At 66.7% G+C, this 24,222-nt stretch carries 23 protein-coding genes; 13 read left to right on the top strand and 10 right to left on the bottom strand.

Going from position 1 to position 24,222, the window contains the following annotated elements; genetic code table 11:
• Positions 1–31 precede the first annotated feature (31 nt).
• Positions 32–640, top strand: a complete 609-nt coding sequence (gene yjgA / locus ACOABP_RS04170; RefSeq protein ID WP_474227086.1) for a ribosome biogenesis factor YjgA — start codon at positions 32–34, stop codon at positions 638–640.
• Positions 637–1,284 carry a molybdopterin adenylyltransferase gene (gene mog, locus ACOABP_RS04175; RefSeq protein WP_066731502.1) on the top strand — a complete coding sequence of 216 codons (648 nt, stop codon included), beginning with the start codon at positions 637–639 and terminating at the stop codon, positions 1,282–1,284. Before yjgA ends, mog begins: the two co-directional genes overlap by 4 nt.
• Before the next feature lie 58 nt (positions 1,285–1,342).
• On the opposite strand, the gene ACOABP_RS04180 is transcribed toward mog, so the two are convergent.
• Positions 1,343–2,224: an AEC family transporter gene (locus ACOABP_RS04180; protein ID WP_474227087.1), complete on the bottom strand. Its 882-nt coding sequence runs from the start codon at positions 2,222–2,224 to the stop codon at positions 1,343–1,345.
• 85 nt (positions 2,225–2,309) lie between these two features.
• Complete coding sequence (orn, locus tag ACOABP_RS04185; protein WP_066731506.1) at positions 2,310–2,942, bottom strand: oligoribonuclease; 633 nt, start codon at positions 2,940–2,942, stop codon at positions 2,310–2,312.
• 161 nt (positions 2,943–3,103) lie between these two features.
• Here orn and ACOABP_RS04190 point away from each other — a divergent pair, with 161 nt between their 5' ends.
• From ACOABP_RS04190 to ACOABP_RS04200, 3 genes are all read left to right on the top strand, one after another.
• Complete coding sequence (locus ACOABP_RS04190) at positions 3,104–4,354, top strand: M48 family metallopeptidase (RefSeq protein ID WP_474227088.1); 1,251 nt, start codon at positions 3,104–3,106, stop codon at positions 4,352–4,354.
• A complete protein-coding gene (gene rsgA, locus ACOABP_RS04195; RefSeq protein WP_474227089.1) occupies positions 4,351–5,328 on the top strand; it encodes a ribosome small subunit-dependent GTPase A in 978 nt (325 codons plus the stop codon). Before ACOABP_RS04190 ends, rsgA begins: the two co-directional genes overlap by 4 nt.
• A gap of 65 nt (positions 5,329–5,393) precedes the next feature.
• Positions 5,394–5,699 (top strand): putative signal transducing protein, encoded by a 306-nt coding sequence (locus tag ACOABP_RS04200; RefSeq protein WP_066731509.1) that lies wholly within the window; start codon positions 5,394–5,396, stop codon positions 5,697–5,699.
• A gap of 77 nt (positions 5,700–5,776) precedes the next feature.
• Here the strand turns inward: ACOABP_RS04200 and ACOABP_RS04205 are convergent, their stop codons facing one another.
• Both ACOABP_RS04205 and ACOABP_RS04210 read right to left on the bottom strand, forming a co-directional pair.
• Positions 5,777–6,754: a CobD/CbiB family protein gene (locus tag ACOABP_RS04205; RefSeq protein WP_474227090.1), complete on the bottom strand. Its 978-nt coding sequence runs from the start codon at positions 6,752–6,754 to the stop codon at positions 5,777–5,779.
• Positions 6,755–6,941: 187 nt separating this feature from the next.
• A complete protein-coding gene (locus ACOABP_RS04210; RefSeq protein ID WP_474227091.1) occupies positions 6,942–7,643 on the bottom strand; it encodes a pirin family protein in 702 nt (233 codons plus the stop codon).
• Positions 7,644–7,787: 144 nt separating this feature from the next.
• On the opposite strand from ACOABP_RS04210, the gene ACOABP_RS04215 reads away from it, so the two are divergent.
• Together ACOABP_RS04215 and gluQRS are read left to right on the top strand one after the other, a co-directional pair.
• The gene (locus tag ACOABP_RS04215; RefSeq protein ID WP_474227092.1) at positions 7,788–8,720 is read left to right on the top strand and encodes a LysR family transcriptional regulator; all 933 of its coding nucleotides are present in this window, start codon (positions 7,788–7,790) and stop codon (positions 8,718–8,720) included.
• Between the two features lie 12 nt (positions 8,721–8,732).
• Complete coding sequence (gluQRS, locus tag ACOABP_RS04220) at positions 8,733–9,611, top strand: tRNA glutamyl-Q(34) synthetase GluQRS (RefSeq protein WP_474227093.1); 879 nt, start codon at positions 8,733–8,735, stop codon at positions 9,609–9,611.
• A 106-nt stretch (positions 9,612–9,717) separates the two neighbouring features.
• Here the strand turns inward: gluQRS and ACOABP_RS04225 are convergent, their stop codons facing one another.
• Complete coding sequence (locus tag ACOABP_RS04225; RefSeq protein WP_474227094.1) at positions 9,718–11,256, bottom strand: DEAD/DEAH box helicase; 1,539 nt, start codon at positions 11,254–11,256, stop codon at positions 9,718–9,720.
• A gap of 273 nt (positions 11,257–11,529) precedes the next feature.
• On the opposite strand from ACOABP_RS04225, the gene ACOABP_RS04230 reads away from it, so the two are divergent.
• Positions 11,530–13,185: an alkaline phosphatase D family protein gene (locus ACOABP_RS04230; RefSeq protein ID WP_474227095.1), complete on the top strand. Its 1,656-nt coding sequence runs from the start codon at positions 11,530–11,532 to the stop codon at positions 13,183–13,185.
• Positions 13,186–13,272: 87 nt separating this feature from the next.
• Here ACOABP_RS04230 and ACOABP_RS04235 read toward each other — a convergent pair whose 3' ends face one another.
• Positions 13,273–14,271, bottom strand: coding sequence for a Bug family tripartite tricarboxylate transporter substrate binding protein (locus ACOABP_RS04235; protein ID WP_474227096.1), 999 nt, complete (start codon positions 14,269–14,271; stop codon positions 13,273–13,275).
• A gap of 88 nt (positions 14,272–14,359) precedes the next feature.
• Entirely contained in the window at positions 14,360–16,003 is a 1,644-nt protein-coding gene (locus ACOABP_RS04240; RefSeq protein ID WP_474227097.1) for an acyl CoA:acetate/3-ketoacid CoA transferase, read from the bottom strand.
• Positions 16,004–16,162: 159 nt separating this feature from the next.
• Here ACOABP_RS04240 and ACOABP_RS04245 point away from each other — a divergent pair, with 159 nt between their 5' ends.
• The gene (locus tag ACOABP_RS04245) at positions 16,163–17,005 is read left to right on the top strand and encodes an IclR family transcriptional regulator domain-containing protein (protein ID WP_474227098.1); all 843 of its coding nucleotides are present in this window, start codon (positions 16,163–16,165) and stop codon (positions 17,003–17,005) included.
• A gap of 228 nt (positions 17,006–17,233) precedes the next feature.
• Here ACOABP_RS04245 and ACOABP_RS04250 read toward each other — a convergent pair whose 3' ends face one another.
• The gene (locus ACOABP_RS04250; protein WP_474227099.1) at positions 17,234–17,842 is read right to left on the bottom strand and encodes a glutathione S-transferase; all 609 of its coding nucleotides are present in this window, start codon (positions 17,840–17,842) and stop codon (positions 17,234–17,236) included.
• A gap of 229 nt (positions 17,843–18,071) precedes the next feature.
• On the opposite strand from ACOABP_RS04250, the gene ACOABP_RS04255 reads away from it, so the two are divergent.
• The 4 genes from ACOABP_RS04255 to ACOABP_RS04270 all read left to right on the top strand — a co-directional run bounded on the left by ACOABP_RS04255 (position 18,072) and on the right by ACOABP_RS04270 (position 22,163).
• Positions 18,072–19,055 carry a 2-keto-3-deoxygluconate permease gene (locus ACOABP_RS04255; protein WP_474227100.1) on the top strand — a complete coding sequence of 328 codons (984 nt, stop codon included), beginning with the start codon at positions 18,072–18,074 and terminating at the stop codon, positions 19,053–19,055.
• Positions 19,052–20,275: a four-carbon acid sugar kinase family protein gene (locus ACOABP_RS04260; protein ID WP_474227101.1), complete on the top strand. Its 1,224-nt coding sequence runs from the start codon at positions 19,052–19,054 to the stop codon at positions 20,273–20,275. The genes ACOABP_RS04255 and ACOABP_RS04260 overlap by 4 nt, the downstream gene beginning before the upstream one ends.
• A gap of 27 nt (positions 20,276–20,302) precedes the next feature.
• The gene (pdxA, locus tag ACOABP_RS04265; RefSeq protein ID WP_066731532.1) at positions 20,303–21,304 is read left to right on the top strand and encodes a 4-hydroxythreonine-4-phosphate dehydrogenase PdxA; all 1,002 of its coding nucleotides are present in this window, start codon (positions 20,303–20,305) and stop codon (positions 21,302–21,304) included.
• A gap of 82 nt (positions 21,305–21,386) precedes the next feature.
• Positions 21,387–22,163, top strand: coding sequence for a DeoR/GlpR family DNA-binding transcription regulator (locus ACOABP_RS04270; protein WP_474227102.1), 777 nt, complete (start codon positions 21,387–21,389; stop codon positions 22,161–22,163).
• A gap of 48 nt (positions 22,164–22,211) precedes the next feature.
• On the opposite strand, the gene ACOABP_RS04275 is transcribed toward ACOABP_RS04270, so the two are convergent.
• Entirely contained in the window at positions 22,212–22,808 is a 597-nt protein-coding gene (locus ACOABP_RS04275) for an OmpH/Skp family outer membrane protein (RefSeq protein ID WP_474227103.1), read from the bottom strand.
• Positions 22,809–22,959: 151 nt separating this feature from the next.
• Positions 22,960–24,066, bottom strand: a complete 1,107-nt coding sequence (locus tag ACOABP_RS04280; protein ID WP_474227104.1) for an FAD:protein FMN transferase — start codon at positions 24,064–24,066, stop codon at positions 22,960–22,962.
• Between the last annotated feature and the right edge of the window lie 156 nt (positions 24,067–24,222).

Below are 24,222 nucleotides of genomic sequence, written 5' to 3' on the forward strand. Positions count from 1 at the left end.
ACGGGAATCATAGCAAGATAAAATGCCGCCCATGACGCGAAATACCCGTAACAACTCCAACGGCCGATTCCCGGGCGCCTTTGCCCCGGAAGCGGACGACGACCTGCCCAAGAGCAAGTCGCAGCGCAAGCGCGACATGACCGAGCTGCAGGATCTAGGCGCCGAACTCGAGGCGCTGGCCAAAGACCGCCTGGCGCGCGTACCAATGCCCGAGTCGCTGGCGGACGCCGTCCATGCTGCCCGCAAGATCACCAGCCACGAAGGCAAGCGCCGCCAGATGCAGTTTGTCGGCAAGGTCATGCGCAGCCTCGACGACGACGAAGTGGCCGCCATCCGTGCCGCGCTGGAAGGCTTCAAGGGCACCAGCAAGGCGGAAACGGCCAAGCTGCACCTGATCGAGCGCTGGCGCGACCTGCTGCTGGCCGACGATGCCATGCTGACCAAGTTCATGGGCGAGCACCCGAGCGTGGACGTGCAATCGGTGCGCAACATCATCCGCAACGCCCGCAAGGAAAAGGAACTGGGCAAGCCGCCCAAGTACTACCGCGAGCTGTTCCAGGCCATCAAGGCCGCGCTCGACGGTGGCGATGACGGCGACTCCAGTGACGCATCCGACACACCACAGGAACCCGAAGCATGAACCCGCCGCTGACCGCCCCCGTCCCCCGCACCCATGCCGACGAGCTGGTGGTCGGCTTTGTGTCCATTTCCGACCGTGCATCGTCCGGCACCTATCAGGACGAAGGCATCCCGGCCCTGCGCGACTGGTTCGGCAAGACGCTGACCTCGCCGTGGCAGGCCGTCGAGCGGCTGATTCCCGACGAGGCGCCGCTGATTTCGCGCACGCTGATCGAACTCGTCGACGTGGCCGGCTGCGACCTGGTGCTGACCACGGGCGGCACGGGCCCGGCCCGGCGCGACGTCACGCCCGAAGCCACCCTGGCCGTGGGAACCAAGGAAATGCCGGGATTTGGTGAACAGATGCGGCAAGTGAGCCTGCACTTCGTGCCGACGGCTATCCTGTCGCGCCAGGTGGCGGTGATCCGCGAGACGCCGAGCCGCGCCGCGCTGATCGTCAACCTGCCCGGCCAGCCCAAGGCCATCCGCGAGACGCTGGAAGGCCTGCGCGACGTGGAAGGCCGCGTGATCGTGCAAGGCGTGTTCGCGGCGATGCCCTACTGCATCGACCTGATCGGCGGCCCGTATGTGGAAACCAACGAAGCCATCGTGAAGGCATTCCGGCCGAAGAGCGCGCTGCGCCAGAAGCCCGCGCCGACGGTATAAGCTGCTCCAGCCGGCTTCCCTTTTCCATTGAATGGGCGAGGGGAGCAACCCCGGTGTGTTATTTCAGCCCCAGGTACAGCCCGATCGGCACGAACACCACGGCGGCGATATTGCCGAGCAGCACGATCGACGCCACCTGGTCGGGTTCCTGCCTGAAATGGTCGGCCACCAGGAAATTCAGCACGGCCGGGGGCAGCGACGCAAAGACGAACAGCAGTCCCCGCTGCAGGTCGGTCATCGGCACCCACCATGCCAGCAGCAGCGCCACGGCGATACCTGCCAGCGGGCAGACGATGGCGCCCAGCACGCCCATGCCCCAGTTGCGCAGGCTCACGTCCTCCATGCGCACGCCCAGCGCGAACAGCATCAGCGGCACCGTGGAGTCGCCCAGCAGCTTGATCGACTCGTAGACCGGCTCGGGCAGCGCAAACACCGGCTTGGCGAGCGATAGCGCCACGCCGGCCACGGTGGCCAGCACCATCGGATTGCGCGCGATCTGCATGACCGACGCCTGCCGGTTCACGATCTTCATGCCGATCGTGAAATGCATCAGGTTCGATGCTGCGAACAGCGCCACCGCCGGCGCCAGGCCCACCTGCCCGAAGGCAAAGACCGACAGCGGCAGCCCCATGTTGCCGCAGTTGTTGAACATCATCGGGGGCACGAACGTGCGGGGATTGGCGCCGCTCGTGCGCGCCACCACCCAGGCCAGGATGCCCGAGCCGATCACCACGGCCACGGCGCAGGCCAGCAGCACCAGATGGTCGGCCAGCACGAAATCCTTGCTGATGAAGGCCGACACCACAAGTAGCGGGGCGATCACTTCCAGCATCGCCTTGTTGATGCCCGCCATGTCCGGATGGGCACGCCGCCCGTAGATCCACCCGATCAGGATGATCAGGATGACCGGCGTGATGATGGAGACAATGCGCGTAAACATGGCGGGAGGCGGCTGGACAGACTTGGGCGGCGTGGCCGGTCCGTCGTGGAGCCCGCCCGCCGGGTTCTTGTTCTGGAGGGGGGCTTTATGCCGAGGGAGCGGCCGGGGCGGCGGGTGCTGCCGGCGCCGGCATCGTGGCGGCCGCCTCGGCCGGCGTCTTGATGAAGTGCTGGCGGTAGTAGCGCAGTTCTTCCACCGACTCCAGGATGTCGGCCAGCGCCGTGTGCAGCTGGCGCTTCTGGAAACCCTTGTGGATGGCCGGTTCCCAGCGCTTGCACAGTTCCTTGAGCGTCGAGACGTCAAGGTTGCGGTAGTGGAAGAACGCTTCGAGCTTGGGCATGTAGCGCGCCATGAAGCGGCGGTCCTGGCAGATCGAATTGCCGCACATCGGCGACTTGCTGGCCGGCACCCAGCGCTTCAGGAACGCCAGCAGTTCGGCCTCGGCCTGGGCTTCGGTCAGCGTCGACGCCTTGACCTTGTCGATCAGGCCCGAACGCCCGTGCGTGCCCTTGTTCCAGTTGTCCATGCCGTCGAGTACCGCATCGGACTGGTGGATCACCAGCACCGGGCCTTCGGCCAGGATGTTCAGCTCGGAATCGGTAACCACCACCGCCACCTCGATAATGCGGTCGGTATCCGGCTGCAGGCCGGTCATTTCCATGTCCAGCCAGACAAGGTTGTTTTCACTTTTGACGGAGGATGCGGCGGGACTTGTCATCTGGCGGTACGGCTCGATATGGAATTCGGAGGGAATTACCCCGGATCGGCGGGTGGCCGGGGGCGAACAATTTATAATTCTCGCATATCTGCCCCGGATGGCATGCCGCGCACTCCGGCTTTCCCGTTGCTGCGCCGCGCCATCCTCTACAAGGCTCGCCGATGTTCACCCTGATCTTTCTTGCCGCCCTGGTCGTCATGGTGCTGACCAAACTCTGGCTCGCCTCGCGCCAGATCCGCCATGTGGCGCGCCATCGCGGCGCCGTGCCCGAGCGGTTTGCCGACACCATCGCCCTGTCCGCCCACCAGAAGGCGGCGGACTACACGATTGCCCGCACGCGGCTGTCGATGCTCGAAGTGCTGACCGGCGCCGCCGTGCTGATCGGCTTCACGATGCTGGGCGGCCTGCACGCGCTGAACCAGCTCTGGCTTCATGTCTTCCCCGACAGCCCCTACTTCTACGGCGTGGCGCTGATCGCCAGCGTGGCCGTGATCGGCGGGTTGTTCGACCTGCCCTTCTCGCTGTACGGCCAGTTCGTGATCGAGCAGCGCTTCGGCTTCAACAAGATGACGTTCGGCCTGTGGCTGGCCGACCTCGCCAAGATGGCTGCGGTGGCCTGCGTGCTGGGCCTGCCGCTGCTGCTGGCCGTGCTGTGGCTGATGGATCGCGCCGGCACCTACTGGTGGCTCTACACCTGGTTGCTATGGGTGGGCTTCAGCCTGCTGCTGCAGGTGATCGTGCCGACGTACATCGCCCCGCTGTTCAACAAGTTCGAGCCGCTGGCCGACGAGGGCCTGCGCGAGCGCATCGAGGCGCTGCTGCGCAAGTGCGGATTCGCCAGCAAGGGCCTGTTCGTGATGGACGGCAGCCGGCGCAGCGCGCATGGCAATGCCTATTTCACCGGTTTCGGCGCGGCCAAGCGCATCGTGTTCTTCGACACGCTGCTGGAGCGCCTGGACGGCGAGGAGGTCGAAGCGGTGCTGGCCCACGAACTGGGCCACTTCAAGCGCCGCCATGTTGCCAAGATGATCGCGGTCACGTTTGCGCTGTCGCTGGTGTTCCTGGCCGTGCTGGGCTGGCTGGCAACGCGCGAATGGTTCTTCACGGGGCTGGGCGTGCTGCCGAACTTCGGCGCCAGCAACAATGCGCTGGCGCTGGTGCTGTTCTTCCTGGCGCTGCCGGTGTTCACGTTCATCCTGGGGCCGCTCGCCAGCCAGTCGTCGCGCAAGCACGAGTTCGAAGCCGACGAGTTCGCCGCGCACCAGACCAATGCGGGCCATCTGGTTTCCGCGCTGGTGAAGCTGTACAAGGACAACGCGTCGACGCTGACGCCGGATCCGATCTATAGCGCCTTCTACTACTCGCATCCGCCCGCAGCCCAGCGGATCGACCGTCTTCTGTCGCACGCATGACCCGCAGCGCACGCCATCACAACGCCGGCAAGGGCACCGGCAAGGGTAACGGAGCCGATACGGAATCCGCGCTGATCGTCGCCGCGCACGGGCGCCACTACGTGGTGGAGCGCACCGATGGGTCCCATCTGCATGCGTTCCCGCGCGGCAAGAAAAGCGACGCGGCGGTGGGCGACCACGTGCGCATCGAACTGGCCGCGGTCGACCAGGGCGTGATCACCGGCATCGATCCCCGCAAGAACCTTCTGTACCGGTCCGACCAGTTCAAGTCGAAGCTGCTGGCGGCCAATATCGACCAGGTCATTATCGTGCTCGCCACCGAGCCGAGCTTCTCGGAGGACCTGCTGGGCCGCGCGCTGGTGTCGGCCGAGGCGCTGGAAATCCGCCCGCTGGTGATCCTGAACAAGACCGACCTGACCGGGCGGCTCGACGACGCTCGCCGCCGCCTGAAGCTGTATCAGGACCTGGGCTACGACACACTGGAACTGTCCGTCCACGGCCGCCCCGCAGAGGCGCTGGCGGCGTTGCAGCCCCGCACGGCCGGGGTGTCGAGCATCCTGATCGGGCAGTCGGGCATGGGCAAGTCGTCGCTGCTGAACCTGCTGATTCCGGGCGTGGAAGCCCAGACACGCGAGATTTCGTCGAAGCTCGACTCCGGCAAGCACACCACCACGTTCACCCGGCTGTATCACCTGCCGGCGGAGTGGGCCGTGGTCGATGGACAGCCCGGCTACCTGATCGATTCGCCAGGCTTCCAGGAATTCGGCCTGCACCACCTGAGCGAAGGCATGCTGGAGCGCGCCTTCCCGGAATTCCGGCCGCAGCTAACGGCATGCCGTTTCTACAACTGCCACCACATCAACGAGCCCGGTTGTGGCGTGCTGGGCGCCATCGACAACGGTACGATCTCGCCGCGCCGGCACCAGCTCTATACACAGTTGCTGCACGAATCGCGTCAGCAGAAGCCGTGGTAAGCCCCGGCTGGCGTTTGGCAATGGCCGTGGTAAGGTAAAAGCACCCTGCCTGCCACGGCTTCATCATGAAACTGCTGCTGAGGACGCCTTCGCTGGTCCATGCCGCGCATTGCCAGAACGTACTGCATGCGGCCGGCATCCGCGCCGAAGTCCGCAATACCTGGCTTGCCGGCGCGGCAGGCGATATCCCGCTCAACGAAAGCGCCCCGCAGGTCTGGATTCTCGACGATACAGCCGAAGCCGATGCCTGGGCCGTGCTCAACGCGGCAGCCAATCCGGCGCCGGGGCCGCGCTGGCAATGCCACCGCTGCGGCGAATGGCACGAAGCCCAGTTCGCCGCGTGCTGGCACTGCGGCGCGCACCATGACTGAGTCCGGAACGCGACCGGCATGAAAAAGGCGCCACAACCGTGGCGCCTTGGCGTTTCCCTGATGTTCCCGGCCGGGTGTCAGCCCACCCAGAGTGCCAGCGAGATCATCGCCAGCAGCAGCATCCACAGGATCACGGCGCGCCAGACCAGGCCCACCGCCGATTGCAGCGTGCGAATGCCCGGGTCCGCGCCATATTCGGGCGGCACCGGCTCGGCTTCGCTCATGCCCGGCGCATAGTCCACGCCGGCCAGGCTGGCACGCAGCATGACGCTGGAATCCTCTTCGGCCAGTGGTTGGCCCAGCCGCACACCGAGCGCCCCGCCGCCGCTGGCCAGCAGGATGCCGTTGACCGCGTCGTTCCATTTGCGCGCATGGTTGCGCCAGGCGTAGACCGCATCCTCGAAATTGCCAACGATGGCAAACCCGATCGCCGTCAGGCGCGACGGCACCCAGTCCAGCACGTAGAACGCACGGGCCGCAAAACGGCCCAGCGCCGGGCTGCGCTCGTTCGACGGCGTGTTCCACTGGCGATTCAGGAATTCGGCCGTGCGATACAGCACCACGCCGCCGGGGCCGATCGGCACCAGGAACCAGAAAAACACCCCGAACACATGGCGATGCACGGCCACGATGGCCGCTTCCAGCGTGTGCCGGACGATCTCGCTGACGGGCATCTCCACGGTGTCGAGCCCGGTCCATTCATGCAGCAGCGTGCGGGCCGTATGGAGATCGTCCCGGTTCAGCGCCTCGTGGATGTCGGTGAAATAGTGGCTGAACTGCCGGAAGCCCAGCGTCAGGTAGAGCAGCAGGACGTTCCAGACCAGCGTCAGGGCCACGCTGATCGACGCCAGCAGATAGTGGACGAACACCACGGCCAGCGTCAGTGGCAGCACCACGGTGAGCCAGGCCAGCGCGGCGTCGCGCGGGCGTCCGGTGTCGAAGGCATGCTCGGCACGGTCACCCAGCACACGCACGATGTCGTAGATGGGGTTGTTCCGGCCGAGCGCCCGGAATTGTTCGGCAATCAGCGCCAGGAGAATGGATACGAAGGTCATCGCGTGACGATTAATCGGCGCGCGGCGTGTGCCGCGGCGGTCGCATGGCGGATAGGCCAGACGATAGCATAGCGGCAAGCGTTCCTAGTACCTGTAAGCACTGGTTACGGGTAAACGAATGCGGATCACGGCACGCCAACGCAAACGCCCGCCAGGGGCGGCGGGCGTTTGCTGGGGCCTTGCGGGCTCAGGCCGGCAGGTCGAACACCAGTACTTCGGCGTCGGCACCTTTTTCCAGGCTCACGGCATCCTCGCCGGCGAGCTTGGCGGCGTCGCCGGTTTCCAGCGGCTGGCCGTTGACCGTCACCCGGCCACGCGCCACATGCACATAAGCCTGGCGTCCCGGCTGCAGCGCCAGCGTGGCGGCCTCGTCACCGTCGAACAGGCCGGCAAACAGGCGCACGTCCTGATGGATCACGACCGAGCCCTCGGCGCCGTCCGGGCTGCCTACCAGACGCAGGCGGCCGCGCTTGTCAGTGGCGTCGAAGCGCTTTTCCTCGTAACCGGGTTCGATGCCCTGCTGGTTCGGCATGATCCAGATCTGCAGGAAATGCGTCGTCGCATCAGCCGCATGGTTGTACTCGGAGTGACGCACGCCGGTGCCCGCGCTCATGCGCTGCACGTCGCCGGGGCGGATCACGCTGCCGTTGCCCATGCTGTCCTTGTGCGCAAGTTCACCTTCCAGCACATAGCTGATGATTTCCATGTCGCGGTGGCCGTGGGTGCCAAAGCCCATGCCCGGGGCCACACGATCCTCATTGATCACACGCAGCGGTCCGAACTGGATATGACGCGGATCGTAATAGTCGGCAAACGAGAACGTGTGATACGACTTGAGCCAACCATGGTCCGCATAACCGCGATCTTCAGACTTACGGATTTCAATCATTTTGATGGCCCTCCTTGTGGCCTGGAATCGAACCCTCCAGCTCTTGGCTGCGGGCTCTGCGGCGTTTCGATGCTAGGCAGTTTAGGGGAGCGGGAGTATATTGGTGGGCACCGCGTTAGAAGCACTTGTTCAGAAATTCTGAATATGCCCCTGTCACTTGAATCCCTCGAAGTCCTTGACGCCATCGAGCGCAAGGGCAGTTTTGCCGCCGCCGCCCATGAAATGGGCAAGGTGCCCTCCGCCCTGACCTACGTCGTCCGCAAGCTCGAGGAAGACCTCGACGTGCTGCTGTTCGACCGCCGGCGCCACCGGGCCGAGTTGACCCCGGCGGGGCGGGCCCTGCTGGACGAAGGCCGCCACCTGCTGCACGCGGCCGACGACCTGGCGCGGCGCGTCAAGCGCCTGGCCACGGGCTGGGAAGCCAGCCTGAACATCGCCGTGGACGATCTGGTCAATTTCCGGGCCCTGCTGCCGGTCATCCAGGACTTCTACGCCGAGAATACGGCCACCCGGCTGCGCTTTGCCAAGGAAGTGCTGGGCGGCACCTGGGATGCGCTGGTCAGCAACCGTGCCGACCTGATCATTGGCGGCGCGTACGAGATTCCGAGCACCCAGGGCTTCCAGGTGCGGCCGCTGGGCACGATTCCGTTTGTCTTCGCCGTGGCCGCGCACCATCCGCTGGCTACCGAGGAAGGCCCGCTGACGACGATCCAGATTGCCAAGCACCGCATCGTGGCCGTGGGCGATACGTCGCGCAACCTGCCTGCGCGTACCCATGGCGTGCTGGCCGGCCAGGACGTGCTGGTGGTGCCCACCATGCGCGACAAGCTCGAAGCCCAGATCCGCGGCCTGGGCTGCGGCTGGCTGCCGGCCCCGATGGCGCAGCCCCATATCGAAAGCGGCGTGCTGCAGGTGCGCGAAACCGTGGAAGTGCGCGCGCCGGGCAATTTCAAGGTGGCGTGGCGCACCAACACGCGCGGCAAGGCGCTGCAATGGTGGTCCAGCAAGCTCGACGACCCGCGCCTGGCGCAGGCGTTGATGCTGCAGGCACCGCAGCAACCGGAGTCGTTCGAGTAAGTCCGCCGCACCATGCCGCAACGCTACCGGGGGCGCTTCGCCCCCTCCCCCACGGGCCCGCTGCACCTTGGTTCGCTGGTGACCGCGCTAGCCAGCTGGCTCGACGCACGCGCCCACGGCGGCGACTGGCTCGTGCGGATCGAGGACATCGACTATCCGCGCTGCGTGAAGGACGCCGACACGGGCATCCTGCGCACGCTTGAAGCGCTCGGCATGCATCCCGACGAGCCGCCGGTCTGGCAGAGCCGCCGCGAAGCGCGCTATGCCGATGCGTTGCGGCGCCTGGACGCTGCCGGCTACCTGTATCCGTGCGGCTGCTCGCGCAAGGAAATCGCCGATTCGCTTGTTCACGTGCGCGAGCGGCACCAGACGCTTGGCTATCCGGGCACCTGCCGCAATGGCCTGCATGGCAAGCTGCCGCGCGCCTGGCGCGTGCGCGTGCCGGACGGCCCTGCGGCCACGATCTGCTTTGACGATCGCTGGCAGGGACGCCAGTGCCAGAACCTGGAAACGGAACTCGGGGATTTCGTACTGCGCCGTGCCGACGGGCTCTGGGCCTATCAGCTGGCCGTGGTGGTCGATGACGCCGAACAGGGCATCACCCATATCGTGCGAGGCGCCGACCTGCTCGATTCCACGCCACGCCAGATCCATCTGCAACATGTGCTGGGCCTGCCCACGCCGTCGTACCTGCACGTGCCAGTGGTGGTCAACGCGATTGGAGAAAAACTGAGCAAGCAGAGCGGCGCGCAGGCGCTGGACACGGCAGCGCCGCTGGACGCACTGCGGCAAGCCGGCGCGCACCTGGGGATCGTGAACGGAGAAGCCTCGGTCGCGGCCTGGCTTGCAGCCGCCACCGAGCAGTGGGCGGGACAGTGGCTGAGGCGGTAGAACGGTAAAGCAGCAAGGCGGTGGACAGCCCCCGGAATGAAAACGGCCCGCTCAACGCGGGCCGCTTCGTTTTCAGGCGCTTGCGTGTGTGCGAGCGCTGCGATCCTTACGACTTGCGGGGCGCACCGCCCAGCAGTGCCGCCACCGGGCGCTTGGGCGCCTGACGGCCGCGCGTCAGTGCCGCAGCCAGTTGATCCTCGGTCTTCGGCGCCGGCGTGTAGTTGCCCGACGGCTCGTACGGACGCGAGAAGAACGGATCATCGGACGGACGGAACGCCGGCCGGCCATTGGGCTCGGTACGGCGGCGGCGCGGCGCCGCTTCTTCGCCCTCGCTGCTGCCATTGGTGGTGCCACTGGCGCCAGCGGCGCTACCGTTGTCGCGCGCACGCCGCACGTCGGAGCGCTGGCGGCGGCGGTCGGATTCTTCCTGGCGTGCACGCTCGCCGGTCGGATCAAAGCCCTCCAGCGTGCCGCGCGGCACGCTGCGCTTGATCAGCTTCTCGATATCGGCCAGCAGGCGGTCATCGTTGCCCGGCACGTGGATCGACAGCGCGTCGCCACTGGCTCCGGCGCGGCCCGTACGGCCGATGCGGTGAACGTAATCCTCGGCGCTGAACGGCAGGTCGAAGTTGATCACGCACGGCATGGCCGGGATATCGAGGCCACGCGCAGCCACGTCGGTTGCCACCAGCGCGTCGATCGTGCCGCTCTTGAAGCCGTCGAGCGTCTGCATGCGCTCGGTCTGCGTCTTGTCGCCATGGATGGCGGCGGCGTTGATGCCTTCGCGCTCCAGATGGCGCGCCAGCCGCGAGCAGCCGATCTTGCTGTTCACGAACACGATGCACTGCTTCGACTGCTGCTCGGCGGCACGTTGCTTGAGCAGGTGCACCACGGCGGCCTGCTTGTGGCCGTCCGGCACGGAATACACCACCTGGCGCACGTTCTCGTTGGTCGAGTTGCTGCGCGCCACTTCGATCGTCACCGGCTGCTTCAGGTAGCTCGACGCCAGTCTCTTGATCTCGGGCGAGAACGTTGCCGAGAACAGCAGCGTCTGGCGTTGCGCCGGCAGCAGGTTGATGATGCGCTGCAGGTCCGGCAGGAAGCCCATGTCGAGCATGCGGTCGGCTTCGTCCAGCACCAGCATCTGCACCTGCGACAGGTTCACCGATTTCTGCTGCACGTGGTCAAGCAGGCGGCCCGGCGTCGCCACCAGGATTTCCACGCCACGGCGCAGCGCGTCGGTCTGCGGATTCATGTCCACGCCGCCGAACACCACCGTGCTGCGCAGGTCCGTGTGTTGCGCGTAGCGCGCCACGTTGTCGTAGACCTGGTCGGCCAGTTCGCGCGTGGGTGTCAGCATCAGCGCGCGCACCGGGTGGCGTGCCGGCGATGCGCTGGCGTTCGCCAGCGGCAGCAGGCGCTGGATGATCGGCAGGGCAAAGCCGGCGGTCTTGCCGGTGCCGGTCTGTGCGGCGCCCATGACGTCCTTGCCCAGCAGCACCACCGGAATGGCCTGCGCCTGGATCGGCGTGGGCTTGGTGTAGCCCTGGTCGGACAAGGCACGCAGGACGCGTGCGTCCAGCCCGAAGCTCTCGAACGTCTGCTCTGCGGCTGGGGTCTGGTCTGGGGTGTTGGTCATCGTCATCAATGGGGTGTCGGTGCAGGGCGCGGAGCCGAGGCAACGGACACGCGTCTGGTACGGTTCAACGGGCGGCGCGCGGCGAAAAACACGCGAAAAGATGAATTGCCCGGAAAATCAAAGACTTGGATTCTACCACCAGAGTCACGGGGCGCACACCGGGACTGAAGGGCAGTATCGGCGTTTGACATGTCAATGACGTGTCAACAACGCGTCACAATTGCTGGCGAGGATATCGGCCCGGCCATGTATAGACATTGACATCCGAAGCATTCCGCCATGACGACCCACCTGCCCTCGCCGTTCACCAGTTCGCCCGCCAGTTCGTCCGCAACCACGCCCTCCGACGCCACCCGCCGCAGCTTCCTGCGCACTTCCAGCCGCTTTCTGGGCCTGGGAGCCGGGCTGGCAGCCGGCCTGGGCACGCTTGGCCCCGCGGCGCTGGCCGCGCCGGCCTTGGCGGCTTCCGGCCGGCCGGAAGCCCCGGATGGTATCCAGCTTGGCGACCCATCGGACGATGGCCTGGTGGTCTGGGCCCGCGCCGGACAGCCATCGCGCATGATCGTCGAATACGCCACCGAGCCCGGCTTCCGCAACGCCATGCGGATCTCCGGCCCGCTGGCCGGCAGCGAGACCGATTTCACGGCCCGCACCCAGTTGACCGGCCTGCTGCCGGGCCAGCAGTATCACGTGCGCGTGGCGTTCGAGGCACCCGGCCAACGCCGTGGCCAGGGTGCGTGGATGGAAGGCAGCTTCCGCACCCGGGCCATGACGGCCGACAAGCCGATCCGCTTTGTGTGGTCCGGCGACACCGTCGGCCAGGGCTGGGGCATCAATCCCGACCTGGGCGGCATGCGCATCTACGAGGCCATGCGCCAGCGCAACCCGGACTTCTTCATCCACAGCGGCGACACGATCTACGCCGACAGCCCGATCACCGCCGAGCAGAAGGCCGAGGACGGCCGCATCTGGCGCAATGTAGTGACCGAGGAAGTCAGCAAGGTGGCCGAAACGCTGAAGGAATTCCGCGGCCGCCATCGCTACAACATGATGGACGTCAATGTGCGCCGCTTCGCCAGCCAGGTGCCGCAGATCTGGCAATGGGACGACCACGAGGTGACCAACAACTGGTCGGATTCGAAAGACCTGTCGGCCGACAACCGCTACAAGGAAAAGGATGTGCGCCTGCTGGTGGCCCGTGGCAGCCGCGCCTTCCTGGAGAACGCGCCGATGCGCTGGCACCGCCAGGGCCTGGCCGAGCGCGTGCATCGCAAGATCTCGTATGGCCCGCTACTCGATGTGTTCGTGCTGGACATGCGCAGCTATCGCGGCCCGAACGGCTATAACCGCGAAACCACGGAAAGCGCCGCCACCGCATTCCTGGGCAACGCGCAGCTGGACTGGCTGATGGCCGAGATGACGGCGTCGCAGGCCACATGGAAGGTGATTGCCGCCGATATGCCGATTGGCCTGGGCGTGCCGGACGGCAAGGACGCGCAGGGACGCGCCAGATGGGAAGCCATCGCCAATGGCGACGGCCCGGCGCTGGGCCGCGAACTGGAGACCGCACGTCTGCTGACGCGGATCAAACAGGCCGGACTGAAGAACGTGGTGTGGCTCACGGCGGATGTGCATTACTGCGCCGCGCACCACTATGCGCCCGAGCGTGCCGTGTACAAGGACTTCGATCCGTTCTGGGAATTCGTGGCCGGACCGCTCAACGCGGGCAGCTTCGGGCCGAATCCGCTCGACAACACGTTCGGCCCGCGCGTCGTCTTCCAGAAAGCGCCCACTGCCCAGAACATGTCGCCGTTTGCCGGCTTCCAGTTCTTTGGCGAGGTCAACATCGATCCCGCGTCGCGCGCGCTGACCGTGGACCTTCGTGATTTGAACGGTGTATCGCAGTTCCAGCAGACGCTGGCCGTGCAGGCCTGAATCTGGCGCCGAGTTTGGAGCTTTTACGATGCGCGCCGGCCCCGTACACCCCGCAGCGGGACCAGGCGCGCCGGATTCACACAGACATCAATCGCTCTTGATGTTGTTGTCCTTGATGACCTTGCCCCACTTCGCGTAGTCGTTCTGCATGCGGGTGGCGAGCTGGTCGGACGGCAGGTACGACGCCACGGTGCCGGCGCCCAGCATCTTCTGCTGAACGGTCGGATCGGCCAGCGCGCCCTTGAGCGCGTCGGACAGTTTCGCCACCACGTCCTTCGGCGTGCCGGCCGGCACCAGCAGGCCACCCCACGAAGACGCGTCGAACCCAGGGAAGCCCTGCTCGGCCACCGTTTTCACCTCCGGCGCAAACGTGACGCGCTTGCTCGAACCCACCGCGATCGGGCGCAGCTTGCCGGCCTTGATATGCGGCAGCGCCGCGATCATGTCCGAGAACATCATCGGCACCTGCCCGGCCAGCAGGTCGGAAATGGCCGGTGCGCTGCCTTTGTACGGTACGTGCTGCACGTCGAAGTGGCCCAGGTTCTTCAGCAGCTCGGTCGACAGATGACCAAAGCTGCCGTTGCCGGCGCTGGTGTAGTTCATCTTGCCGGGGGCGGCCTTGGCCTTGGCGATGTATGACTGCAGGTCGGTCACATCGGGCAGCGCATGCGGATTCACGACCATCACGATCGGCAGTTCGTAGGCGTTACCAACCGGCGTGAAATCCTTGAAGATGTCGTAGCCCTTGCGCGGCAGCAGGTACGGCGCCAGCAGGGTGGGCGTTGCCAGCATCACCAGCGTATAGCCGTCGGGCGCGGCCTTCGCCACGGTTTCGGTGCCGATGGTGCCCGAGGCGCCTGGGCGGTTGTCGACGACAATGGTCTGCTTCAGCGTCTCGCCCATCTTCTGGCCGATGATGCGCGCGGCGGTATCGGTCGGGCCACCGGCCGGGAACGGCACCACCAGGCGGATCGGCTTGTCCGGGTAGTTCTGCTGCGCCAGCGCCGATGCCGATGCAAACGGCAGCACGGCTGCCAGGGCCAGCGCGGAAAGCGCCAGACGACGGGATTGACGACGGTGTTGCACAGTGCTTCCTCCAATATCGGCCCGGTACAGCGGACCTGTTCTCGTAATCGTTCTCGTAATTTCTTGAATCTCTGGCGCTGCGCTGTACTCAGAGCCGCATCGGGCCCGGCTGGAACAGGCGCGCGTCCATCGTGCGCAGGTCGTCGGCCACGGCCACCGGTGTGGCGCATTGGTCGAGCACATCGCGTTGCAGGTCCACGCCCGGTGCGATTTCCACCAGCGTCAGGCGGGCCTCGCCATTGGCATCGGCACGCATCTCGAACACGGCGCGCTCGGTCACATACAGCACCGGAATGCCCAGCGACGCCACGTACGGGCCGTTGAAACTCAGGTGCGAGACCTCGGGCACGATCTTCCTGACGCGCCCCTCCCTGACGATCTGCAGCATGCCGCCCTCGGCGCCGATCTCCAGGCCACCGGCCGTCAGCGTGCCCATGAACACCACCGCGCGCGCACTTTGCGTGATGTTGATAAAGCCGCCCACGCCAGCGATCAGCGCGCCCTCGCCTTCGCCAAACTTGCTCACGTTGACGTTGCCGTGGCCGTCGAGTTCGGCCAGGCCCAGGATTGCCAGGTCGATGCCGCCACCCTCATAGAAATCGAATTGCGCGGGCTGGTCCACCACGGCCTCGGGATAGGCCGACGCGCCAAAGCTCAGGCCATCGGCCGGCGTGCCGCCGATGGGGCCCGCCTCCACGGTCAGCGTGAAGCCGTCGAGCCCGGCCTGGTGCGCCAGCGCGCCCACGGCGGCCGGCATCCCGACACCCAGGTTCACCACGCGCGGCCGGCGTGCGGCCAGTTCCATCACGGCGCGGCGCTGCACGATGGTGCGGGCGTCCAGCGGGGCCGACGCGGGCGGCAACGCCTGGGCTTCCTTCGCCTTCTCCGCGGCATCGGCTTTTTCGCCTCGCCACGGGCGCACGTAGGCGTCGTTGTACGTCTCGGCAAATGTCATCTGGTGATGCGCAGGCTGCTCGCTGACCACCACGTAGTCCACCAGAATGCCGGGCACGTGAATCGACTGCAGCGTCTCGTGGTAGTCGACGATCGACTCGACCTGCGCGATCACGATGCCGCCCGAGTTGTGGGCCGCCTGCGCCATGGCAAGCAGTTCGTGGTGGAACGCCTCGCGATGCGTGCTCAGGTTGCCGCGCGGGTCCGACGCGGTGCAGCGGATCAGCGCGCAATCGATGCGGAAGGCTGGATAGAACAGGTATTCATCGCCACGGAAATCCACCGCCTCGACCCAGTTCGCAGTACCCGCCGCAATCGCGTCGCGGGCGCGCTGGTTGACCGCACCGCCGTGGTAGCGCGGGTCCTGCGCGGTGCGCGGATCGACAAAGGTGTGCAGGCCGATCTTCGTCAGCACGCCCGGCTTGCCGCCCGCGATGGCGCGATACAGATGGGTGAGCACACCCTGCGGCAAGTTGAAGCCTTCGCAATCCTCGTTCATCGCCAGCGTGGCCAGGCGCGTGGCCGAACGCCAGTGCCCGCCGACAACGGCGCGCGTCATGCCGGCATTGCCGAAGTGGTTCACCCCGCGTGCGCCGCGGTCGCCCTGCCCTGCGGAATAGATCAGCGTCAGGTCGCGCGGCAGGCCATCACGCAGAAAGCGCTGCTCCAGCGCCTCGGTCACGCCCTCGGCATGGCCGGCGCCGACAAACCCCGCGCTGGCTACGGTCCAGCCGGTCTGGACGAGTTCCGCCGCCTGCGCGGTGGTGATCACCTTCATTGCCGCCTCCTGAGTCTTGATCTGTCGTGGTTTCTACCGATCCACGTTTTGCGAACAAATGTTCGCGAAACATCTATCATACGGATCGGGCGGCCAGGCGCAAGTCAGGTGTGACCCGCAGAAACCCCTTATTTCGATTTTCGATCCGTTCGATCCAACATGCCGCGCAGCGACGCCAAAGCCACCGAATCCCTCGCCGAAGCCGCCACCGATGCGCTCGCCGACAGCGCCACCGAGATTCCCCGCAAGGAAGAACTGCTCGACTCCCTGACCAAGGGCCTGGCCCTGCTGCGCCTGTTCGCGGGCGGCACGGGGCGTCTGACGATGCAGGACGTGGCCGAGCAGCTCGATGTGACGCGTGCCGCGGCGCGCCGCCTGCTGCTGACGCTGGCGCACAACGGCTATGTGGCACAGCAAGGCCGCCAGTTCGTGCTGACACCCAGGGTCATGGACCTGGGCTATGCCTACTTTGCGTCGATGAACCTGCCGCAACTTGCGCGCCCCTACCTGCAGGCACTCTGTGCCGAGGCCGGCGAAAGCTGCTCCATCGGCATGCTGGACCACGAGTCGGTGGTGCTGGTGGCGCGCGAGGAGCCCAGCCAGTTGCTGCGCGTGGACATGGCGATTGGCCGCCGCATGCCCGCCTATGCCCATTCGCTGGGGCGCGTGCTGCTGGCCGGGCTCGACGACGACGCGCTGTCCGCCTATCTGGACAGTGCCGAACTGCGCAAGCTGACGCCCTTTACGATCAGTTCCCGCCCCGCGCTTGCGACCAAGCTCGCGCAAGTGCGGGCCGATGGCTATTGCACGCTGGTCAGCGAACTGGTCGATGGTTTCGCGGGCATCTCGGTGCCGCTGACCGACCAGAGCGGCAAGGTGGTGGCCGGGCTGGGCCTGAGCATGGTGCTGGGCAGCCGCGACCAGTCATATCTGGAAAAGCACTACCTGCCGCCGCTGCGCCATGCGGCCGCGCAGATCGAGTCCATCCTGAAGGCGCGATGAAGACCCGAAGAGCGCCCTGAGAGCGCCAGGTCGGCCCTATAAGGAAAAAGCCCCGCTGGCCGGGGAGGTCGCGGGGCAGAAGTGGTAGCGGGGCAAGGATCCTGTCACCCCGCCGCGTATCGTGATGCAACGCGACTAGCGCCACATCACCCGTTTGTGGGGGTCTTGGTGGGGTATCGCATCGCAGGCGCAGGGTTCGTGCAATGTTGCTCAGTCAACACATCACATTTACGCGTGCGGCAATGCCCGGAAGGCCGGAAACGCCTCCACCGCAGCGGTGAATGCAGCCAGCGCCGGATGCGCTACAGGCGCTACCCGGCCCGGTAGCAATGCCTGCGTGAACGTCCACACCACGGCGGCCGTCAGCCCGGCCTGATCCAGCGCCTGCTCGGTCGCCGGCACCGGCACGGCCTTCATCTCGGCTTCGAGCAACGCGAAGGCGCTGGCGCACTGACCATCGACACGCTCCACCCACGGCTGATGCACTTTCTCGGTCGGGCGCAGGTTGTGTTCGTAGACGTGCTGCACCGCCTTTTCGCACGCCGCCAGCGCCAGCCCCACGATGCGCAGCGCACGCTGGCGGGCCGCCAGTTCCGTTGGCATCAGGCTGCGCCCGGCCAACGCCTCGGCGTAGTCGACGATCAGCGTCGAATCCATCAGCACCACGTCGTTGTCGCAAACCAGGCTCGGGGCCTTGACCACCGGGTTGATCGCGCGAAACTGCTCGAAGGTGCGAAACACCGACACCTGCTCCAGCGCATAGGGCAAACCCAGCAGCCGCAGCGTGATGGCCGCGCGGCGGACGTAGGGAGAATCGAGCATGCCGATCAGTCTCATTTGGGCTCCAGTTCCAATTGACAGGTAGGTGGCAAACAGCGGGAGTCATACGATAGCGCAACGCGTGTCGCGCAGGCGGCCGAGTGACCATATGATCATTTCAATCATTTTAATGACCGAACTGGTCAAAACTGATCGTTTGGCCTACACTTCGGCCCACGTTTGATCGATTCGATCAAACACCTGCGCAAAACACACAGTTGCCGCACCCGCGCGGCAGGAGACGAGGATGCAGATTCACATCAAGCGCGCCATCGAGCGCGTGCCGGGCGGCATGATGATCGTGCCGTTGCTGATCGGTTCGCTGGTTGCAACGTTTGCCCCCGATGGTCCGAAGTTCTTCGGGTCGTTCACCAATGCCCTGTTCACCGGCGCGCTGCCGGTCCTGGCCGTGTTCTACGTCTGCATGGGCGCCAGCATCAGCGTCAAGGCCACCCCCTACATCGTCAAGAAGGGCGGCGTGCTGTTTGCCACCAAGGTTGGCACGGCCATCCTGCTGGGCGTGATCCTGGGCCACTTCCTGGGCGAGGCGCCGATCAGCGCCGGCATGTTCGCCGGGCTGTCCACGCTGGCCGTGGTGGCAGCGATGAACGACACCAACGGCGGCCTGTACATGGCGCTGATGGGCCAGTACGGCAAGCCCGAGGACGTGGGCGCCTATACGATCATGTCGCTCGAATCGGGCCCGTTCCTGACCATGGTCACGCTGGGCGTGGCAGGCCTGTCGGCCTTCCCGTGGCCGACGCTGGTCGGCAGCATCCTGCCGCTGATGCTGGGCATGATCCTGGGCAACCTGGACCGCGAGATGCGCGAATTCCTGAGCAAGGCCGTGCCGGTGATGATTCCGTTCTTCGCCCTGGCGCTGGGCGCCGGCCTGGACCTGCACAAGGTCTGGCAGGCCGGCATGCTGGGCCTGGGCCTGGGCGTTGCCGTGGTCGTGGTGACCGGCTTCGCACTCTATATCGCCGACCGCCTGAGCGGTGGCACCGGCGTGGCGGGCGTTGCAGCCGCCAGTACCGCAGGCAACGCGGCAGCCGTACCGACACTGGTGGCGGCCGCCAATCCGGCCTACACCGAGGCCGCCAAACACGCCACGATCCTGGTGGCAGCCTGCGTGGTGGTGACCTCCGTGCTGACCCCGCTGCTGACCGCCTTCGTGGCGCGCCGCGTGGCACGGCGGACGAACGCCGCCATGGCCAGGACTGCCGCATGAGCTGGCTGATCATCGCCGACGACCTGTCCGGCGCGGCAGACTGTGCGATCGGCTTCGCCGCGCATGGCGCGCGCACGGTGGTGACGCTGGATGCAGTGGCAGCCACGGAAGTTGGCGGTGCCGATGTAGTGGCCGCCGACGTCGACAGCCGCCGCCTGGCGCCGGCCGACGCCGCGGCGCGCAATCTCGAAGCCTGGCGTTGCGGCACCGCTGCGCACCGCCGGCTCTACAAGAAGATCGATTCCACGCTGCGCGGCAACTGGGCCGTCGAAACGGCCGCGCTGCAGCCGGTGGCAGGCCTGGCCGTCGTGGCCCCGGCCTTCCCGGCCACGGGCCGCGTCACGCGCGATGGCCGCATGTTCGTCAACGGCCAGCCGCTCGAAGACACCGACATCTGGCGCCTGGAAGGGCTGAACGGCCCCGCCGACATGGTGGCGCTGCTCCAGGCCCAGGGCCTGCGCACCGCGCGCATTTCCCTGTACACGCTGCGCGCCGGCATGGCCGCCGTGCAGTCGCAACTGGCAACCTGGCAGGCCGAGGGCTATCAGGCCGTGGTCAGCGATGCCGAAACCGAAGCCGACCTGCTCACGCTGGCCCAGGCGTCAGTCGACCTGGCGTCGCCGGTGTTCTGGGTGGGCTCGGGCGGCCTGGCGCGTGCCCTGTCGACGGCCGCACCGGTGCGTGGCGTGGAATACGCCGCCCCCTCGGCGCCCCGCCACGAAGGTCCGGTGCTGACGCTGGTGGGCAGCATGTCCGGCGTGTCGGGCAAACAGGCAAGCTATCTTTGCGAGCAGGCCGGCATCGACGCGCTGGTGGTGCCGCCCCAGGCGCTGCGCGACGGGGCCCATCACGCGGCGTGGATCGCCTCGCAGCAATCGATTGCCGAATGCCTGATGGCGGGCCGCGACCTGCTGGTCAGCATCGGCCGCGACGACGCGTTCGACCCGGCCGAAGGGCCGCAACTGTCGACTGCACTGGCCCGTCTGGTATTGCCCTGCTTCGCACACGTCGGCGGCCTGATCGCCACCGGCGGCGAAACGGCACGTGCGATGCTGGCGGCTGCCGGCATCGGCGCCCTCACGCTGAAGCGCGAAGTGGAAGCCGGCGTGCCGTTATCCGAAACCACCACGGGCCCCACGCGCCGCATTGCCACCAAGGCGGGCGCGTTCGGCACCGAGGCCGCGCTATGGCTTGCCTGGCAAGCCATGCGCCAAGACTGATTTCCCCACTGAACGGGACATGGACAAATGAGCGACTACATTCCGGTAATCGGCATCACGATGGGTGATGCCACGGGCATTGGCCCCGAAGTCATCGTCAAGAGCCTGGCGCACGAGAGCGTCTACGCCCAGTGCCGCCCGCTGGTGATCGGCGACGCGCGCCGGCTGGAGCAGGCGGCCCGCCTGGTCAACTCGACGCTCAAGGTGCGTCCGATTGCGTCGCCCGAGGAGGCCCGTTTCGAACTGGGCACGATCGACTGCATCGACCTGGGCCTGATCCCGGAAGACCTGCCGTTCGGCAAGCTGTCGGCCGTGGCCGGCGACGCCGCGTTCCGCTACATCGAGCGTGCCGTGCAGCTCACGCAGCAGGAAAAGATCGATGCCATCTGCACCGCGCCGTTGAACAAGGAAGCGCTGCACGCGGGTGGCCACAAGTTTCCGGGCCATACCGAGATGCTGGCGCACCTGACCGGCACGCCCGAAGTGTCGATGATGCTGGTGGCGCCGAAGCTGCGCGTGATCCACGTGACCACCCACATCGGCCTGATGGATGCCATCCGCAAGATCGAGCCGGGCCTGGTACAGCGCACGATCGACCGCGGCAACACCACGCTCAAGCGCGCCGGCATTGCCGCCCCGCGCATCGGCGTGTGCGGCATCAACCCGCACGCCGGCGAGAACGGCCTGTTCGGCCAGGGCGAGGAAGAGCAGAAGATCATCCCGGCCGTGGAAGCGCTGCGCGCCCAGGGCGTGGATGTGGAAGGCCCGCTGCCGGCCGATACGCTGTTCTACCGCGCCGGCCGGGGCGACTTCGACCTGGTGGTGGCGATGTACCACGACCAGGGCCACGGCCCCGTCAAGGTGCTGGGCCTGGAAGCCGGCGTAAACATCACCGTCGGCCTGCCGGTCATCCGCACGTCGGTTGACCACGGCACCGCGTTCGACATCGCCGGCAAGGGCATCGCCGACGAGCGCAGCCTGCTCGAAGCGCTGCGCCAGGGCGCGGAACTGGCCACCCGCCGCGCCTGATGGCACAGGTGCGCATCTGACGGCGCCTGCACTGCTGTAAGATCGGGGATCGTTTTTCGATCCCCTTTTTCTTGTCTCCTTCATGAAAGCCGCCGACCGCCGCCGCGCCATCCTCGAACTCGTGCTTGCCGGCGAAGACGCCAACGTCGAACGCCTGACTGCAAGCCTTGGCGTGTCCGAGGCCACCGTGCGCCGCGACCTGACCGCGCTGGCACGCGAAGGCCGCATCGTCCGCACCTACGGCGGCGCCGCCGCACTGATGCAGGTGGGCGGCCACGAACCCGAGGCATCGCTGGAGGAACGCAAGGCCCTGCAGCGCGACCAGAAGGAAGCCATCGCGCGCCTGGCGGCAAGCTTCGTACAGGACGGCGATGCGGTGCTGCTGGACAGCGGCACCACGGCCGCCGCGCTGGCCCGCCTGCTGGCCGCGCGCGAGGACCTGCACGTCTACACCACCAACCTGCTGGCCGTGACCGCGCTGGCCGGCCTGCCCAGGATCCGCGTCACGCTGATTGGCGGCGATGTACGCCCGTCGAGCATGGGCACATTCGGCCCGCTGGCCCAGGTGGCACTGTCACGCATCAGCGTCGACAAGGCATTCCTGGGCGCAGACGGCGTGGTGGCCGGCGTGGGCCTGTGCGAAGCCAGCGCGGAGCAGGCCTACCTGAAGGAATGCATCATCCGCCAGGCCGCCGACATCTTCGTGCTGGTCGACTCCACCAAGCTCGGCCGCGCCCGGCAGCAGCACTGGACCCCGCTGGAGCGCGCCTGGACGCTGGTCACCGACGCCGACGCCTCGCCCGCCCAGCTGGAACCGTTTCACGCACTGAAGCAGGTGAACGTGGCGGTGGCGGACTAGCCGGCAACCCCCTCTCCCGGCACGCGGCAGAGGGGGCCGGCACCGGCCTTACCCGCGCACGCGGCCGTTGTGCTTGTCCCGATAGATCCGGCCGCTGGCATGATTCTCGGCACGTGTCACCGCACCCTGCTCACCGGCGTTCACATGGCCGTTGCGGCCAGCGCGGGCTTCCGAGCGATCCACATGCGCCTCGCCGCGCTCCAGCTGCGCGGTCTCCCGGTTGGTCAGCGAGCCGTTCTGCACGCCATTGCGGATGCGCGTTTCCTGCTGGATATTGCGCTGGACATCGGCCTGCATCCGTTGCGACGACACACTGTTCGGATTGCCGATCGCCCCGTTGTGGGTGTCATGCGCAATGTCCTGGCTCACACGGTTCTGCGCGTTCTGGATGCGCGCCTGCTCCTGCGGCGACACGCGACCGTTGCGCTCCGCGTTGGCCTGCATGCGATCCACGTGCGCCTCCTGCTTTTCCAGGCCCGCCGCCTCGCGCGTGGTCAGGGCGCCCGATTGCAGGCCGCTCTCGATCCGCTGCTGCTGATTGATGTCCCGCTGCGTGTCATGGACGACGGCACCGGTCTGTGCGCTGGCGATGCCGGAAAACGCCGCGACGAACAGGCCGGCGAGCAAGACGGAATGGCGCTTCATGATGATTTCCTCCGATGGATGACGTTTGCGGTTTCGTGTTGTCAGGGCCGTTGCCCTGCCTCCACTAATGCCGCAGGCCGTTCGCCGGAGGACGCTCGTTCTGTAAGCCGTGTAACGAGGCATTTCGATGCCTCGGGATAATGCCTGCATGTCAGGTCGTGCAGACAGGTTCGCCGCTGCACGGGCCAAGCCGCTCGCGCATGCCGGCGGACATCCAGCGCAGGCCCGCCGCATCCACCATCAGCGCATCCACGCCCGGCATCGCACCCAGCCAGCGCTGTCCTGCTGCCTGTCCCGCCACCATCATCGCCGGACCCATGCCGTTGACGGCGTCGACCTGGCGCGCCACCAGCACCACCCCGCGCATGCGCTGCTCCGGCATGCCGGTGTCGGGATCGAGGATATGGTGGTAGCGCTTGCCGGCCACCGTGAAACTACGCTCGTAGTCGCCTGACGCCGCCACCGCGACATCGCCACGCACGCGCAGCACGCCAATCAACCTGTCTGGCGCCATCGGATCGCGTACGCCGATACGCCAGTCCCGCTCGCGGGAACCGGCGCCCGAATGGCCTTGCGGATGCCCGCTGACCAGCACGTCGCCGCCGCCGTTGATCATTGCCGCCGCCACGCCATGCGCCTTGAGGGCGGCCATGCCGGCCTGCAGGATGGGCAGCTTGGCAATGCCGCCAAGGTCCACCCGCATGCCGCGCCGGCGCAGGTATGCCGTCTGCTGCTGCGGGTCGAGCCGCAGATCGCGGTAATCCACCAGCGGCAGTTCACGTGCAATCTCGGTGGCGGCCGGCACCACGGGTTCGGCACGATCGAAGCGCCAGCCGGTCAGAGCCCCCACCGTCATGTCGAACGCGCCTTGGCTGCGTGCCGAGACGGCCTGCCCCATCGTCAGCACGCGCATCATCTCGGGTGGCACCGGCACCGGCTGCAGGCCCGCCGACAACTGCAACGCGTGAACGGGGTTGCCCAGCCGGTAGCGGCTCATCATGTCCGCCAGGCGGGTCATCTCCGTCCAGGACGCCTGCATGGCCGCTTCTGCGATGGGCCGGGCCACGCCGTCCACCGTGATGTCGACGCGCGTTCCCATCAGCGTGCGCGAAGACTGCGCCGTGCCCACGCCCGCTAGCGCCGGCCTCAGCCATAGCGCCGCGGCCAGCAACGGCACGGCCTGCACCCATCGGCGCCGCGCCGCACCGTGCGCGGACATCTGCGCCTCCACCGCGTGGCAAGCGTTGGCCTGTTCCATGATCCGTTCCCGTTGTTTAGCGAAACAGCCATTCTAGGAATGCCGCAAGCCGCGCGAGTTGGAACAAATCAAACTGTTGTTGAGAATCATAATTTCTTTGATTCGTTGACCACCATCAATCCCCTCTTTGGAAAGTGCCGGGAATATCTCGCCAAC

The organism is Cupriavidus sp. HE11, assembly GCF_056097175.1.

Bases quoted from the DNA above. Each gene is read 5' to 3' on its own strand.
- yjgA (WP_474227086.1), top strand. From the start codon at position 32: ATGACGCGAAATACCCGTAACAACTCCAACGGCCGATTCCCGGGCGCC.
- ACOABP_RS04205 (WP_474227090.1), bottom strand. From the start codon at position 6,754: ATGACCTTCGTATCCATTCTCCTGGCGCTGATTGCCGAACAATTCCGG.
- ACOABP_RS04245 (WP_474227098.1), top strand. From the start codon at position 16,163: ATGCCGCGCAGCGACGCCAAAGCCACCGAATCCCTCGCCGAAGCCGCC.
- ACOABP_RS04270 (WP_474227102.1), top strand. From the start codon at position 21,387: ATGAAAGCCGCCGACCGCCGCCGCGCCATCCTCGAACTCGTGCTTGCC.
- ACOABP_RS04225 (WP_474227094.1), bottom strand. From the start codon at position 11,256: ATGACGATGACCAACACCCCAGACCAGACCCCAGCCGCAGAGCAGACG.
- rsgA (WP_474227089.1), top strand. From the start codon at position 4,351: ATGACCCGCAGCGCACGCCATCACAACGCCGGCAAGGGCACCGGCAAG.
- pdxA (WP_066731532.1), top strand. From the start codon at position 20,303: ATGAGCGACTACATTCCGGTAATCGGCATCACGATGGGTGATGCCACG.
- ACOABP_RS04210 (WP_474227091.1), bottom strand. From the start codon at position 7,643: ATGATTGAAATCCGTAAGTCTGAAGATCGCGGTTATGCGGACCATGGT.
- ACOABP_RS04275 (WP_474227103.1), bottom strand. From the start codon at position 22,808: ATGAAGCGCCATTCCGTCTTGCTCGCCGGCCTGTTCGTCGCGGCGTTT.
- ACOABP_RS04250 (WP_474227099.1), bottom strand. From the start codon at position 17,842: ATGAGACTGATCGGCATGCTCGATTCTCCCTACGTCCGCCGCGCGGCC.
- ACOABP_RS04280 (WP_474227104.1), bottom strand. From the start codon at position 24,066: ATGGAACAGGCCAACGCTTGCCACGCGGTGGAGGCGCAGATGTCCGCG.
- ACOABP_RS04180 (WP_474227087.1), bottom strand. From the start codon at position 2,224: ATGTTTACGCGCATTGTCTCCATCATCACGCCGGTCATCCTGATCATC.
- orn (WP_066731506.1), bottom strand. From the start codon at position 2,942: ATGACAAGTCCCGCCGCATCCTCCGTCAAAAGTGAAAACAACCTTGTC.
- ACOABP_RS04255 (WP_474227100.1), top strand. From the start codon at position 18,072: ATGCAGATTCACATCAAGCGCGCCATCGAGCGCGTGCCGGGCGGCATG.
- gluQRS (WP_474227093.1), top strand. From the start codon at position 8,733: ATGCCGCAACGCTACCGGGGGCGCTTCGCCCCCTCCCCCACGGGCCCG.
- ACOABP_RS04240 (WP_474227097.1), bottom strand. From the start codon at position 16,003: ATGAAGGTGATCACCACCGCGCAGGCGGCGGAACTCGTCCAGACCGGC.
- mog (WP_066731502.1), top strand. From the start codon at position 637: ATGAACCCGCCGCTGACCGCCCCCGTCCCCCGCACCCATGCCGACGAG.
- ACOABP_RS04230 (WP_474227095.1), top strand. From the start codon at position 11,530: ATGACGACCCACCTGCCCTCGCCGTTCACCAGTTCGCCCGCCAGTTCG.
- ACOABP_RS04190 (WP_474227088.1), top strand. From the start codon at position 3,104: ATGTTCACCCTGATCTTTCTTGCCGCCCTGGTCGTCATGGTGCTGACC.
- ACOABP_RS04215 (WP_474227092.1), top strand. From the start codon at position 7,788: ATGCCCCTGTCACTTGAATCCCTCGAAGTCCTTGACGCCATCGAGCGC.
- ACOABP_RS04260 (WP_474227101.1), top strand. From the start codon at position 19,052: ATGAGCTGGCTGATCATCGCCGACGACCTGTCCGGCGCGGCAGACTGT.
- ACOABP_RS04200 (WP_066731509.1), top strand. From the start codon at position 5,394: ATGAAACTGCTGCTGAGGACGCCTTCGCTGGTCCATGCCGCGCATTGC.